The sequence below is a fragment of the Enterobacter sp. SGAir0187 genome (assembly GCF_002952735.2).
GTDB lineage: Bacteria > Pseudomonadota > Gammaproteobacteria > Enterobacterales > Enterobacteriaceae > Enterobacter > Enterobacter quasiroggenkampii.
This window is the reverse complement of sequence record NZ_CP025034.2, coordinates 4,108,250-4,122,950: the sequence shown is the minus strand read 5'-3', so window position 1 is coordinate 4,122,950 and position 14,701 is coordinate 4,108,250. Positions and strand designations below refer to the sequence as shown.

The 14,701-nt window shown below is 57.6% G+C and carries 12 protein-coding genes; 4 read left to right on the top strand and 8 right to left on the bottom strand.

Features of this window, described 5'->3' with window-relative positions; all coding sequences use genetic code 11:
• Positions 1–88 precede the first annotated feature (88 nt).
• The gene (locus tag CWR52_RS19810) at positions 89–1,237 is read right to left on the bottom strand and encodes a YbfB/YjiJ family MFS transporter (protein WP_104950509.1); all 1,149 of its coding nucleotides are present in this window, start codon (positions 1,235–1,237) and stop codon (positions 89–91) included.
• Positions 1,238–1,375: 138 nt separating this feature from the next.
• Between CWR52_RS19810 and fghA the strand changes: the two genes are divergently transcribed.
• Positions 1,376–2,203 (top strand): S-formylglutathione hydrolase, encoded by an 828-nt coding sequence (gene fghA / locus CWR52_RS19805; RefSeq protein WP_104950508.1) that lies wholly within the window; start codon positions 1,376–1,378, stop codon positions 2,201–2,203.
• 99 nt (positions 2,204–2,302) lie between these two features.
• Here fghA and cirA read toward each other — a convergent pair whose 3' ends face one another.
• The 3 genes from cirA to yieE form a co-directional block, all read right to left on the bottom strand.
• On the bottom strand, positions 2,303–4,273 hold the full coding sequence (gene cirA / locus CWR52_RS19800; protein WP_104950507.1) for a catecholate siderophore receptor CirA: 1,971 nt from the start codon (positions 4,271–4,273) through the stop codon (positions 2,303–2,305).
• Positions 4,274–4,498: 225 nt separating this feature from the next.
• Entirely contained in the window at positions 4,499–5,968 is a 1,470-nt protein-coding gene (locus CWR52_RS19795) for an amino acid permease (protein WP_104950506.1), read from the bottom strand.
• Positions 5,969–6,126: 158 nt separating this feature from the next.
• Complete coding sequence (gene yieE / locus CWR52_RS19790) at positions 6,127–6,993, bottom strand: DNA-binding transcriptional regulator YeiE (RefSeq protein ID WP_045908684.1); 867 nt, start codon at positions 6,991–6,993, stop codon at positions 6,127–6,129.
• Positions 6,994–7,090: 97 nt separating this feature from the next.
• On the opposite strand from yieE, the gene CWR52_RS19785 reads away from it, so the two are divergent.
• Positions 7,091–8,137 (top strand): YeiH family protein, encoded by a 1,047-nt coding sequence (locus tag CWR52_RS19785; RefSeq protein WP_104950505.1) that lies wholly within the window; start codon positions 7,091–7,093, stop codon positions 8,135–8,137.
• 64 nt (positions 8,138–8,201) lie between these two features.
• Entirely contained in the window at positions 8,202–9,059 is an 858-nt protein-coding gene (gene nfo / locus CWR52_RS19780; RefSeq protein WP_104950504.1) for a deoxyribonuclease IV, read from the top strand.
• A gap of 46 nt (positions 9,060–9,105) precedes the next feature.
• On the opposite strand, the gene fruA is transcribed toward nfo, so the two are convergent.
• The 3 genes from fruA to fruB are packed head-to-tail and all read right to left on the bottom strand — an operon-like array spanning position 9,106 to position 12,876.
• On the bottom strand, positions 9,106–10,791 hold the full coding sequence (fruA, locus tag CWR52_RS19775; RefSeq protein ID WP_104950503.1) for a PTS fructose transporter subunit IIBC: 1,686 nt from the start codon (positions 10,789–10,791) through the stop codon (positions 9,106–9,108).
• A 16-nt stretch (positions 10,792–10,807) separates the two neighbouring features.
• Positions 10,808–11,746 carry a 1-phosphofructokinase gene (gene fruK / locus CWR52_RS19770; protein ID WP_008500936.1) on the bottom strand — a complete coding sequence of 313 codons (939 nt, stop codon included), beginning with the start codon at positions 11,744–11,746 and terminating at the stop codon, positions 10,808–10,810.
• Positions 11,746–12,876: a fused PTS fructose transporter subunit IIA/HPr protein gene (gene fruB, locus CWR52_RS19765; RefSeq protein ID WP_104950502.1), complete on the bottom strand. Its 1,131-nt coding sequence runs from the start codon at positions 12,874–12,876 to the stop codon at positions 11,746–11,748. Before fruB ends, fruK begins: the two co-directional genes overlap by 1 nt.
• Before the next feature lie 361 nt (positions 12,877–13,237).
• On the opposite strand from fruB, the gene setB reads away from it, so the two are divergent.
• A complete protein-coding gene (setB, locus tag CWR52_RS19755; protein ID WP_104950501.1) occupies positions 13,238–14,419 on the top strand; it encodes a sugar efflux transporter SetB in 1,182 nt (393 codons plus the stop codon).
• On the opposite strand, the gene CWR52_RS19750 is transcribed toward setB, so the two are convergent.
• Positions 14,416–14,670 (bottom strand): YkgJ family cysteine cluster protein, encoded by a 255-nt coding sequence (locus CWR52_RS19750; protein WP_045908692.1) that lies wholly within the window; start codon positions 14,668–14,670, stop codon positions 14,416–14,418. The two genes, setB and CWR52_RS19750, sit on opposite strands and share 4 nt — an antisense overlap.
• Positions 14,671–14,701: the final 31 nt, after the last annotated feature.

Sequence of the window (14,701 nt, the reverse complement as noted above, 5' to 3'; positions counted from 1 at the left end):
GGTGTGGCGTCTTTTGCCCTCGTTGTGGCAAAAGTATGCGTTCATTGTGCGTGAGGCGGCGCACATAATCCAGTATTCACGACGATAATTATTGCAATTGCTGTTGCCTTTCAGCGTGACGATTCCAGACCAGGGCTCCTCCAACGAACAGCGCCACGCCCGCCAGCCCCAGCGCCGGCTCCAGCCGGTGGGTAAGCCAGGTTGATAACGCCGAGGTGACGGGGCCAATCAACTGCCCAATCGCATACCCGGTGGTGAGCAGGCCCGCCATATAGCGCGTGTGGTTTGGCGCCAGCTCGCGACCGTATAAAAGAGAGAGCTGCACGGCACACAAAAAGCCACCGCCCACCAGCAGCCCGCCCGTCAGCAACCCGCCAATCCCCGGCAGCAGCCAGGCCGCCAGCACGCCCGCCCCCTGTAACCACAGTACGATAGCCAGCCTGCGATTAGCCGTTGAGGTATGGCGTAACAGAATACTGAGCGCAATCCCCACCACCGCGGAGAGACCAAAAATCGGCCAGACAAACTGGGCAAACAGGCTGCCGGGAAAACGCACGGCCGCAATTTGCGACAGGAAGGTCGCCGGGAGGATATAGCCAAACCCGGCCAGGCTGTAGCTCCAGACCAGACGCGTTAAATCCGCCGTCAGCACCAGCGGCTCCGGCGCGGTGCCGGGTCGATGGAGCTGCCCGGATCGCGGCAGGTAGCGCGCCACCAGGGCAATCAACACCAGCGCCAGCACGCCGTAGATTTGCCATGCCGCCCCGGCCGACAGGGACTTCGCCTGAATATAGACGGCGAGCAGCCCGCTCAGGGCAATACCCGCCCCCGGTCCGGCAAACACCGCAGCGCTCAGGCCCGGTTTACCCAGCTGTCCCAGCCGTTCGTTAGTCCAGGCGGCAATGAGTACCATCGACCAGCCGCTCATGCAGCCGATGACAAAACGCAGCAGGCCGTGCACGACGGCGTTCTCCGCCGCCGCGGAGAGCAGCGTCAGCGCCACCGCGCCGGTAATGCCAAGCCAGAGGCGCGTTTCAACGAAGCGGTGCGCACGCATCGCATCCCACGCGCCCACCAGATAGCCCAGATAGTTCATCGCCGCCACCAGACCCGCGCTGGTCAGCGTAAGCTGTCCGGCAGCAATCATCAGCGGCACCTGGGGCGTAAAGGCAAAGCGCCCTATCCCCATCGCCACCACCAGCACGACAAACCCACTGAGCGCAATACGCAGCGCCATGACCGCTCCAATTGTTAAAGAAAAGTAAATTTATGATGCAGCATCTCGACGTCTGGCGAAAGTGAAAGTTACTCACAGGTCAATGAAAAGGCTGTATTATGGTCGTTATGAATACGCATTCTCATTAAGGAGCCCTGCATGGAACTGCTCGAAGAGCACCGTTGTTTTGAAGGTCGACAGCAGCGCTGGCGGCACGACTCCACCACCCTGAACTGTGCAATGACGTTCAGCATTTTCCTGCCGCCGACGGAAAATCCACCGGTTCTGTTCTGGCTTTCCGGCCTGACCTGCAACGACGAAAACTTCACCACCAAAGCGGGCGCGCAGCGTATTGCCGCCGAGCTGGGCATTGCGCTGGTGATGCCAGACACCAGCCCGCGTGGCGACGATGTGGCCGACGATGCCGGATACGACCTGGGCAAAGGCGCCGGGTTTTATCTCAATGCGACCGAGCAGCCCTGGGCGCGCCACTACCGCATGTATGATTACCTTCGCGATGAACTTCCTGCGCTGGTGCAGTCGCAGTTTGTGGTCGGCGAGCGCTGCGCAATCAGCGGCCACTCAATGGGCGGACACGGGGCGCTCATCATGGCGCTGAAAAATCCGGAGAAATACGTCAGCGTGTCGGCATTTGCACCGATTGTGAACCCAACACAGGTGCCGTGGGGGCAGAAAGCCTTCACACACTATCTGGGTGAGGATGCGGAAAAATGGCAGGCATGGGACAGCTGCGCGCTGATGCTGGCCAGCAAAGCTGAAGAGGCCATTCCCACCCTTATCGATCAGGGTGATGCGGACCAGTTCCTCGCCGGACAGCTGCAGCCTGCGGTGCTGGCAGAAGCGGCACGCCAGAAGGACTGGCCGCTGACGCTGCGCATTCAGCCGGGATACGATCACAGCTATTACTTCATTGCGTCCTTTATTGAGGATCATCTCCGCTTCCATGCGGAGCATTTGTTCGGATAAGTGCGGCCGATTGCCGGGTGGCGGCTTCGCCTTACCCGGCCTACATTCGCGGATTTTGTAGGCCCGGTAAGCGAAGCGCCACCGGGCATAAAGGTTACATCAGAACTTATAATCCACACCGACAAAGTAGCGACGGCCATCTTCCGTGTAGCTGTAATCGTCGCGGCTCAGATCTTTGTCCAGCAGGTTCTGCACGCCCGCACGCAGCTTCACGCTTTTCGTCGCCTGCCACGCGGCCCCGGTATTCCAGATGACATAGCCCCCCGGCGTTGGGTCGCTGCTGGTCAGCGCGCGTTTCTCACCGGTGTAGTTGCCCTGAACATAGAACGACCAGTCCTGCGTTGCCTTCCAGTCAACGGTCCCGTTGGCGGTGTGGAACGGCAGATCGGACAGCGGCTTGTTGCCGCCGTTGCTGATATCACGACCGTCGTTGTAGGTGTAGTTCAGCGTCACTTTCCAGTCGTCCGCCAGCGGGAATTTCAGCTCGGTCTCCACCCCGCGGATGCGCGCCTTGTTGACGTTGTAGTAGCGGAATATCGGTTCACCGTCCGCATTCAGGCCAACGTAGTTAGGGTAGCTCTGCGCCTGCTTCGCATTGGCCGTACGGCTGATGCTGATGCGGTCATCGACGTTATTCTGGAAGGTGGTGACGCTGGCCTGCACGCCCTCTAACCAGCCCTCTTCCCCGCTGTAGTACAGACCGAACTCGAAGCTCTCGCTGGTCTCCGGTTTCAGATCCGGGTTACCGACAATCTCACAGGCACCGCGGCACGAGCCGGTGACCCAGTCCGGGCTCAGCTGCAGCAGTGACGGCGCTTTAAACGCGGTCGCCCAGCCCCCTTTCACCGTGACGGTATCGGTCGCGTTGTAGACCAGATAGGCGCGCGGGCTCCAGTGGTCGCCGTAGGTATCATGGTCGTCCATACGGATGCCGGTGGTCAGCGCCAGAGGTTCAACAATACGCCACTCGTCCTCCAGGAACAGGGCATACTGGCTTGTCGACGTACTGCTGCTTGAACCGCCCGTCAGGTTGACCGGATCCTTCAGCTTATCGTGACGCCATTCGCCGCCGAAGGTCATCAGCTGGTTGATGTCGCCCAGCGGCAGCACGTATTTTCCGTCCACCGCGTTGCTCTCGGAGGTGATCGTATTGCTGTTGCCCGGGTTTTTGTTATCCACCTTCTCGCCGTACACCTTCAGCTCGCTGTTGCCGACGCCCCAGCGGCCGTTGTGGCTGAGAGAGTAGTTCTGACGCTCAAGGCGGTTTTTGTCGAGGGAATCCGAGTCACGATCCTGACGGTCGAAACCGTAGCCCGCCGTAAAGTCATGATTTTCAGACGGCGTCCAGGCGAACTCCACATTCGCATCGCGGCTGGTGAAGCCTTCAATACGCGGCGTTTCACCGCTCGTCGTGGTAGAGGACTTCTGCTGACCGTCTTTCTCACGCTTAGCGAGGCTACCGTAGGCTTTCAGCCCCAGCAGACCGTCCACCAGCGGACCACTGGTATAGAATTGACCGTTGTAGGTGTCTCCACGGTCGCGATGTTCCTGAATTGTGGAATCGGCGCTCAGGGTACCCGTCCATTTCTGGCCGATTTTTTTGGTGATAATGTTTACCACGCCGCCCAGCGCATCGGAGCCGTAAAGAGAAGACATCGGCCCACGCACCACTTCAATTCGTTCGATGGCGTCAACCGGCACCCAGTTGAGGTCGAAATCATTATGGCGGAACACCGCGTTACGGGAATTGACGCGCTTGCCGTCGATCAGGATCAGCGTGTAGCTGCTGTCCAGTCCGCGAATACTTACCCCTTTACGGTTGTCCCCTTCGCTCGTGAGCTGCACGCCCGGCACATCCCGTAACACATCTTTCAGGTTCTGAACGGGTTTGCGCTGCAAATCTTCCTGGGTGATGACGCTGATGCTTGCCGGTGCGTCTTTCAGGTTTTGCTCGGTCGCGGAAGCCGTGACAACCATTGTGTCGCCGGATTCCGCTGCGATAACAGGCAGGGCCAGGGACATTGCGGACGCGCAAAGTCCTCCCCTGACGAAGGGATTCAACCTAAACATTCCATATCTCCATGAGGTAAATACAACTCAATCAAATCATCATTGCTCACAGCGTCTTCCTGGCCGCCCACATCTCCGGTGGGTCGGTGACACGCTTGTTTTTTGATAACGATAAAGCAAACGATAATTATTATCAATTAAATTGTTAAGAAATATATCTTTGTTTCAGGATGCGGGCATAAAAAAACCCGCTCGAATGAGCGGGTTAAAAGAGAGGAAGTGCGGTTATTGTTTAAATCGTTCCGGGAATTCCATTTCACTGTAGCGAACGAAGTGTGTTCCTTTCGTCAACTTGTAACCAAACCAGATGACGAGGAACAGCGGAATGCCAATGTAGGTTGCCGTGACGGCGCCCCAGTCAATGGTGTCCGCCAGGAACGCTTCATAGTTCTGTCCCAGCGTAATGATCAGGCACAGAATAAAGGCGAAAATGGGCCCCAGCGGGAAGAAGCCGGAGCGATACGGCAGTTGGTTAACGTCATAACCCTGTTTGACGTAGCCACGGCGGAAACGATAGTGGCTAATGGCAATCCCCAGCCAGGCAATAAAGCCCGTCATCCCGGAGGTGTTAAGCAGCCACAGGTACACCGTCTGGTTGCCAAACATAGAAGTCAGGAAGCACAGACCGGCGATCACCGTAGTGGCGTACAGCGCGTTACGCGGTACGCCACCACGGGACAGCTTCGCGAAAATACGCGGTGCTTTACCGTCGCATGCCAGCGTGTAGAGCATACGGGTGGACGCGTACATCCCGGAGTTCCCGGCTGACAGCACGGCGGTCAGTATAACGGCGTTCATCACTGCTGCGGCAGAAAGCAGACCGGCGTGCTGGAAGACCAGCGTGAACGGGCTAACGCTAATGTCTTTCACGTCATTACGCAGCAGGCTTGGATCGGTGTACGGAATGATCAGGCTGATAATCAGGATCGCGAACACATAGAACAGCAGGATACGCCAGAAGACCTGACGAACCGCGCGCGGAATATTCTTCTCCGGGTTCTCTGACTCACCGGCAGCAATGCCAATCAGCTCGGTTCCCTGGAAGGAGAAGCCGACAATCATTGCCACGCCAATCATTGCCGACAGTCCACCGGCAAACGGCGCATCGCCTGTTGTCCAGTTACTCCAGCCCGCAGGTTCTGCGCCTTTGAAAATACCAACGATCATCGCCACACCGACGACGATAAAGATGATGACGGTTGCCACTTTGATCAAAGAGAACCAGTATTCCGCTTCGCCGAAACCGCGCACGGAGATGTAGTTCAGCAGGAAGATGACGGCCAGGAACAGGGCGCTCCAGATCCAGCCCGGCGTATCCGGGAACCACCAGTTCATCACCAGCTGCGCGGCGACAAGGTCAACGGCGATAGTGACCGCCCAGTTGTACCAGTAGTTCCAGCCCAGCGCGAAGCCGAAGCCTTCTTCAACGTATTTTTGACCGTAGGTCGAGAACGAACCGGATACCGGCATGTACGCGGCCAGTTCGCCGAGACTGGTCATCAGGAAGTACACCATCAGGCCAATCAGGATATAAGAGAAAAGTGCCCCACCCGGGCCGGCTGCCGAAATCGTTGCGCCAGAGGCAACGAAAAGACCTGTACCGATTGAGCCGCCAATGGCGATCATCGTCAGGTGACGCGCCTTGAGTTCACGACGTAGCGTGGGCGCTTCTGTGGTTTTAATTTCTGAAACCATATGAAAATGCTGTCCATTTAATAAATGAGGCGCGATTGTAGCAGACGATCCGCGTTCCTTCCGGCAGAAATACTCAGTTATAAGAGAGCTTCATGACGCGGCCAGGATTATAAGTAAAGCATAATTTTTCCCTCTCCCCTTTGGGGTGAGGGACGCTGTCAGATTTCGCAATAGCGCAGAAAACGCTGCAGCGAGCTGGAAAGGTGTTTCTGACGATGATGAATGCACCACAGCGTGCGCACCAGCTTCGGCAGCGGGATGGGGATTTCCACCAGCGATCCGGTTTCCAGCTGTTCGGCAATAACGCGCCGGGAAAGACAGCTGATACCCAGCCCGTGGCGCACCGCGTGCTTAATCGCCTCTGAGTTCCCCAATTCCATCCCCAGCTGGAAATGCGGCAGATGGGAAAGCAGCAGATAATCGACAATTTCACGCGTGCCGGAGCCCTGCTCGCGCAGGATCCACTGCGCCTGCGCCAGCCGTTCCAGCGTCACCTCTCCCTGCAATAACGACGAGGCCGGGGACGCAAACACCACCAGCTCGTCTTCCAGCCAGGGCTCGGCAATGATATCGACGTTATGGCAGGGACCTTCGATGAGGCCGATATCCACGCGGAAGTCGATCACTGCGTTGATGACGTCCTGGCTATTGCCCACGCTCATCTCCAGCGGCAGGCTCGGGAAATCCCGGCGGTAGCGGGCAATCACTTCCGGCAGAATGTAGTTCCCAATGGTGCTGCTGGCGTAAACGCGGATCGCACCGTTGTCTTCGCGGAACAGCTGCTCGATTTCGATTGCCTGCTCGAGCAGCGCCAGCGCGCGCGGATAAAGAAGACGACCGTGCTCGTTGACCACCAGACGCTTCCCTACCCTGTCAAAAAGCTGAACGCCCAGCTGTCCTTCAAGATCGGTTAACGCCGCGCTGACCGCAGACTGTGAGAGCGCCAGCATTTGTGACGCCTGGGTCGTCGAGCCGCTTTTCAGCACCTCGGCAAACACTTCCAGCTGACGCAGAGTAATGTGCATGGTTGCTTACCACTTATATAGATTGATTATAAGTATATAATCAATTTTATTTTTAAGCCAGAGCGCCGTAACCTTTAGCCAGACAAAGGAGAAGGTTATGTCAGAAATCACCTTACAACATCATCGTACAGTGTGGCACTTCGTGCCGGGTCTTGCGCTCAGCGCTGCAGTCACCGCCGTAGCACTATGGGGCGGCAGCATCCCGGCCATCGCAGGCGCAGGTTTCAGCGCGCTGACGCTCGCCATTTTGCTCGGCATGGTCGTGGGTAACACCGTTTACCCGCATATCTGGAAATCCTGCGACGGCGGCGTGATCTTCGCCAAGCAGCATCTGCTGCGTCTTGGGATCATTCTTTACGGATTCCGTCTCACCTTTTCGCAGATTGCGGATGTGGGCGTGAGCGGGATCGCCATCGACGTTCTGACCCTGACCAGCACCTTTTTGCTGGCCTGCTTTATCGGCCAGAAAGTGTTTGGCCTGGACAGGCAAACCAGCTGGCTGATCGGTGCCGGGAGCAGTATCTGTGGCGCAGCGGCGGTGCTGGCCTCAGAACCCGTCGTGAAGGCCGAAGCCAACAAGGTAACGGTGGCGGTAGCGACGGTGGTGATCTTCGGTACGCTGGCGATTTTCCTCTACCCGGCCATGTATCCGCTGGTTGCCCACTGGTTTAGCCCGGAAACCTACGGCATCTATATCGGCTCGACCATGCACGAAGTGGCCCAGGTGGTCGCAGCAGGACACGCCATTAACCCTGACGCTGAAAACGCAGCGGTGATTGCCAAAATGCTGCGCGTGATGATGCTGGCGCCGTTCCTGATTTTCCTGGCCGCACGGGTTAAACAACTGGCTCCGGCGGGCGGCAGCGAGAAAAGTAAAATCACCATTCCGTGGTTTGCGATCCTGTTCATCGTGGTCGCTATCTTTAACTCCTTCCACCTGCTGCCGAAAGCGGTGGTGGAGATGCTGGTGACGCTGGATACGGTGCTGCTGGCGATGGCGATGGCGGCGCTGGGGGTGACCACGCACGTCAGCGCGCTGAAAAAAGCCGGTGCGAAGCCGCTGCTGATGGCGCTGGTGCTCTTCATCTGGCTGATTGTCGGCGGCGGTGCGATTAACCTCGCCGTGCACAGCCTGATGGCATAAACCACTACGTCCTTCTCCTGTTAACCCGCTATCATAAGCGTTTCGGGTTAACAGGAGTTTTTTTATGAAATACGTTGGAGCGCATGTCAGCGCTGCAGGTGGCCTTGCGAATGCCGCCATTCGTGCCGCCGAAATTGAGGCGACCGCTTTCGCCCTGTTCACCAAAAATCAGCGCCAGTGGCGTGCCGCACCGCTCACCGCTGAGGTGATTGATGATTTCAAAGCCGCCTGTGAGAAATACCACTACGGGCCCGGCCAGATCCTCCCCCACGACAGCTACCTGATCAACCTCGGTCACCCGGTTGAAGAGGCGCTGGAAAAATCCCGCGAGGCGTTTCTTGATGAAGTACAGCGCTGCGAACAGCTGGGGCTGACGCTGCTGAACTTCCATCCGGGCAGCCATCTGATGCAGATCGACGAAGATGCCTGCCTGGCGCGTATTGCCGAGTCCATCAACATCACGCTGGACAAGACCAAAGGCGTCACCGCGGTGATTGAGAATACCGCCGGTCAGGGCAGCAACCTCGGCTTTAAGTTCGAACATCTGGCAGCGATTATCGACGGCGTGGAGGACAAATCCCGCGTCGGCGTGTGCATTGATACCTGCCACGCGTTTGCCGCCGGTTATGACCTGCGCACCACCGAGGCAACGAAAAACACGTTTGATGAGTTCGAGCGCATTGTGGGCTTTAAGTACCTGCGCGGAATGCACTTAAACGATGCGAAAAGCGCCTTTGGCAGCCGCGTTGACCGCCACCACAGCCTGGGCGAAGGCAACATTGGCCACGATGCGTTTCGCTTTATCATGCAGGACGCTCGCTTCGACGGTATTCCGATGGTGCTGGAAACCATTAATCCAGATATCTGGGCAGAAGAGATTGCCTGGCTGAAGGCTCAACAAACCGCTGAACAGGCGGCATAAAAAAAGCCGGGTTGCATTAGCACCCGGCTTTTTTATTGCTTACCGCTTACGCTGCTTTCGCCACCACTTCCGCTTCCGGACGTTTCAGCACCGCGTAAGAGAGGCCCGCCACCAGCGTACCGGCAACAATCGCCAGCAGATAGCCCAGTACCGGGGTGATGGCGCCAGGGATCAGCAGCACGAACAGACCGCCGTGTGGTGCCATCAGCTTCGCGCCAATCGCCATGGAGATCGCCCCCGTTACCGCACCACCCACGATACAGCACGGCAGCACACGCATTGGGTCACGCGCCGCGAACGGAATCGCCCCTTCGGTAATGAAGCACAGACCCAGCACCAGCGCGGCTTTACCGCCTTCCTGCTGCGCTTTATCGAACTTACGACGGGCAATAATCGTCGCCAGGCCGAGCGCCAGCGGAGGCACCATTCCAGCTGCCATGATCGCCGCCATCGGCGCGTAAGTCTGGGTACTCAGCAGGCCCACACCAAAGGCGTACGCCGCTTTGTTCACCGGACCACCCATGTCGGTACACATCATGCCGCCGAGGATTGCACCCAGCAGAACCGCATTCGCGGTACCCATGGTTTGCAGCCAGTGGGTCAGACCCGCCAGGATGCCCGCTACCGGCTTACCAATCAGGTAAATCATCGCCAGACCGACCACCAGGCTGGAAATCAGCGGGATGATCAGAATCGGCTTCAGCGCTTCCATACTCTGCGGCAGCTTCAGCTTCGAGCTAATCAGCTTCGCGACGTAACCGGCGAGGAAGCCCGCAATAATACCGCCGATAAAGCCGGAACCGGTGCTCACGGCCAGCATACCGCCGATAAGACCCGGGGTCAGACCCGGACGGTCAGCAATGGAGAAGGCAATAAAGCCCGCCAGTACCGGCACCATCAGAGCGAAGGCTGAGCCACCGCCGATCTGCATTAGCGCAGCCGCCAGCGTGCCTTGTTCTTTAAACGCCGTGATACCAAACGCGAACGAGAGCGCGATACACAGACCGCCCGCGACCACCATCGGCAGCATGTAAGACACACCGGTCAGCAGGTGGCGATAGGCGCCTGCGGACTCTTTCTTCCCTTCCGTCGCGGTCTGACGCGCGCCGGTTGCCTGATACGGCTTAGCTTCTACCAGCGCTTTATCAAACTCCTGCGCGGTCTTTTTCAGCGCCAGGCCGGTGGAGGTACGGTACATTGGCTTACCGGCAAATTTCGCGAGGTCCACTTCGATATCCGCCGCCACAATCACCAGATCGGCCTCCGCCACTTCATCAGGGGTGATCGCGTTGCCGGCACCGACGGAGCCGCGCGTTTCAACTTTTACCCACCAGCCGCGTTTTTTCGCTTCGGTTTCAATAGCTTCAGCCGCCATAAAGGTGTGAGCCACCCCCGTCGGGCAGGCCGTCACCGCCACAATGCGTTTTGGCCCCGTGGCCGCAGCCTGTGCCGTCGCGACAGGCGCGCTGTAGACAGACGCGTGACCTTTCGCTTCGCTCAGGAACAGTTCCGGGTGCGCCACCGCGCGATTAATATCGCCCAGCCACACTTTTTTACCGTTCAGCGCACTGTCAGCCGGGATTTTGTCACCCAGGACAATGGCCAGTTCTGCATCACCTGGATTATCGATAATCTCCAGATGTGCTTTTTGTGCCGCCGCGCCCAGCAAGGTCTTCGCCATATAGGCGCGAGCCTGTCCGAGACCGGAGTCAATGATCAGCAGCGTTTTCATTATTCCTCTCCTGCTGTTAGTTAAAAGGTTTTAAGTCAACGCGCGCCATCATCGCGGCTAACTGGGTACGATCGGTAATACCGACATTGCTCTGGCTGACGGCCAGGGCAGCAACGGCAGTGGCAAGACGTAAGGTATGTTCACTGGATTCCCGCATCAGCAGACCATAAATCAGGCCGCCAACCATGGAATCCCCTGCGCCAACGGTACTCACAACTTCCATTGACGGCGGTTTGGCGATCCATTCGCCAGACGCGTTAACCCACAACGCGCCTTCTGCACCAAGCGAGATCACCACGTGAGCGATACCCTGCTCGCGCAGCGCATGGGCAGCGTCAATCACATCTTTTAATTCTGGCAGCTTACGGCCCGCCCAGATCTCCAGCTCGCGGCGATTCGGCTTCACCAGCCACGGTGAGGCTTTCAGGCCCGCAACCAGCGCGTCACGGCTGCTGTCAAAAATAATGCATGGGCACTGGCTGCGCAGGCGCGTCATCCAGTCGGTAAACGCCTCTGGGCTGACGCCGGACGGCAGGCTGCCGCTGACGCAGACCATGTCAAACTGCCCCAGCCAGGTCAGCGAGTCGTTGACAAAGCGTTCCCAGTCTGACGGCGTCACTTCGAAGCCCGAGAAGTTCAGATCGGTTACTTCACCGTCTTTCTCCGTCAGCTTAACGTTGATACGAGTACGGCCCTGAACAACCTGAAAACGGTTGGCAATGCCCAGCTCGCTGAACAACTGCTGGAACCCATCCTGGTTGTCTTTACCGAGGAATCCGCCCACGGTGACATCAATACCGAGATCCTTGAGCACTTTCGCGACGTTAATCCCTTTGCCCGCAGCATGCAGGCCGGTGGTACGCACGAGGTTGACTTCGCCGCGCTCAATTTCCGGGCAAAATCCTACCAGGTCATAAGCCGGGTTCAGCGTAATAGTCGCAACACGTCTGCTCATTATGCGCCCTCCCCCAGACCCGCCGCGATGGCATCGCCAATCGCTTTCAGTGCCTGTTCAGCATCGGTACCCTGCGCGGTGAAACGCAGACGGTGGCCTTTCTTCACGCCCAGCGCGACCACTTTCATCAGACTACGGCCGTTGGCCGGTTTGCCCGTGCCGTCAAGATTCGCCACGGTAATCTCGCTCTCGAATTGTTTAATGGTATTCACCAACATGGTGCCCGGACGGGCATGCAGGCCGTGTTCGTTACGCACCACGAACTCCGCGGTTTGCACGTCATCCGTCAGCGCATCATCACTGGTCAGCAGTGCCAGTACGGTGGAGGCATCAGCGTTCAGCAGCTTTTCAGCTTTGTTGTTCAGTAGCAGGTCGCCCAGACGCTTCAGCACGGAAACAGGCTGTTCATTAGCCATCGCCACGGTCACCAGCATGGCCGCGCGTTCGCCTTCTACGTCAAATGCATTGGCCGCACGGCTCACGGCAATCGCACTGCGCAGGTTGCCTTCAGCACTGTCGTTCAGCCAGATGCCCTGACCCAGATTCAACGGCTTATCGTTAATCACGCGCGTCACAAAGGTGGCATCCGCCGCGCCGGCTTCTTTCAGGCGGCCCGCGTTCAGCGCCTGCAGCGTCACCAGATCGGAGGCAACCACATCCAGCGTCAGCGTTTCATTATCCAGTTTCAGCGCTTCGCTCTGTTTTTCGCCCATCAGCAACGCACGCAGCTCTTCCGCGGTGGTGGCGGATTTAAGCTGTTCAGCCACCGCGTCATCGCTCAGGACATGCGTCAGCTGACGCAGCAGACCTAAGTGTTCGTCACTGCTGGCCGCGATACCGATGGCCACATAAGCCACCTGACCGTCTCCCCAGAGCACGCCCTGCGGGAACTGGTAAACCTTAACGCCGGTTTTCAACACCTGATCGCGGGTGTCGGTGGTGCCGTGCGGAATGGCGATCCCATTGCCGAGGAAGGTTGAGGTCTGCTGCTCGCGCGCCAGCATGCCGTTGACATAGCCGTCCGCGACGTTACCCGCCTGCACAAGCGCAGCGGCAACCTGGCGAATAGCCTCTTCTTTATCCCCGGCCTGAGCGCCCGGGTGGATATCCTGAACAGATAACTGGAACATGGTTCTCCACTCCTGCTGAACTTGAATCGTTTCAGCTTTAATGAGAAAAAATGCGCTAGCCTGCTCCGTTTGTTAAAACAAGATAGCGCTGAAACGTTTCAAAAAGTCTTGCGCTTTCTGCAATGCCTTGCAAGAAAACTCGTATTTCAGATTGCAGAATTTAGAGATACAGCACATTTCTTCTTCGTTCAGCTGAATTTTGCTGAAGTTCAGCAAGTCAGTTTCAGCTAAGGTCAGCCGATGTGGATGCAAGATGAAATGCCATTTTGATTTTTCGTGGCATCATTGACCGCACCCACTGTTTATTTTTTAGCTGACGGCGTACACTCCGCCCCTCTCTGTTACTCGTTAATTATAAAACATGCATAACACCTCTGCGGCTGCCTCGCCGAAGCCCTTTGATTTGACCTCAGCGGCCTTTCTGATTGTTGCCTTCTTCACAGGCATTGCCGGTGCGTTACAGACGCCGACGCTGAGCTTATTTTTGACCAATGAAGTTCATGTTCGTCCGGCGCTGGTTGGCTTCTTTTTTACCGGAAGCGCCATCATCGGCATCCTGGTCAGTCAGTTCCTGGCGGGGCGATCCGACAGAAAAGGCGATCGTAAAAGCCTGATCGTTTTCTGCTGCCTGCTGGGGGTTTTGGCCTGCGTTCTGTTTGCCTGGAACCGCAACTACTTCATTCTGCTTTTCGTCGGGGTATTCCTGAGCAGCTTTGGTTCGACGGCGAACCCACAGCTGTTCGCGCTTGCCCGCGAACACGCCGACCATACTGGACGTGAAGCGGTGATGTTCAGCTCTGTCCTGCGTGCACAGGTGTCGCTGGCGTGGGTGATTGGCCCGCCGCTGGCTTACGCGCTGGCGATGGGTTTTGGCTTTACGGTGATGTACCTGAGCGCGGCGGTCGCGTTTGTGGCGTGCGGCGCGCTGGTGTGGTTCTTCCTGCCGTCCATGCGCAAAGAGCCCAAAGTGGCAACGGGCGTGCTGGAAGCGCCGCGCCGTAACCGCCGCGATGCCCTGCTCCTGTTCGCGATCTGCACGCTGATGTGGGGCACCAATAGCCTGTATATCATCAATATGCCGCTGTTTATTATTAATGAACTGCACCTGTCGGAGAAGCTGGCGGGCATCATGATGGGTACCGCAGCCGGGCTTGAGATCCCGACCATGCTTATCGCAGGCTATTACGCGAAGCGCTTCGGGAAACGTTTTTTAATGCGCATCGCCGCCGTCGCCGGTCTGCTGTTCTATCTCGGCATGCTGACGGTACATACGCCTGAGCTATTGCTGGCGTTACAGCTGCTGAACGCCATCTATATTGGCATTCTCGCCGGGATAGGCATGCTCTATTTCCAGGACCTGATGCCGGGCCAGGCAGGCTCTGCCACCACCCTTTATACTAATACCACCCGTGTGGGCTGGATTATTGCCGGCTCAATGGCCGGTGTTGTGGCCGAAATCTGGAACTATCACACGGTGTTCTGGATTGCGCTGGCGATGTGTACGCTGACGATGGGCTGCCTGGCGAAGATTAAAGACGTTTAAGGTGCGGTGAGCGATTCAAGCTCAAGAAGGTACGTCATCGCCTGCTCGCGCGTGCTGCCACACATTTCGGCCGTGGGCTGAAGCCCGGAGCAGACCTTCGGACGCAGCGGTGAGCCAAAGATCATGCACAGGTTGGTTTCCGAGAGCTGAACGCAGCGGGTATTGGCAGGCTTGCCCTCGGGCATTCCTGGAATGGGGCTTGAAATGGACGGTGCAGTACAGCACGCGCCACAATCGGGACGGCAATCCATAAATGCTCTCTTTCGCTGGCGGATGCCCGTA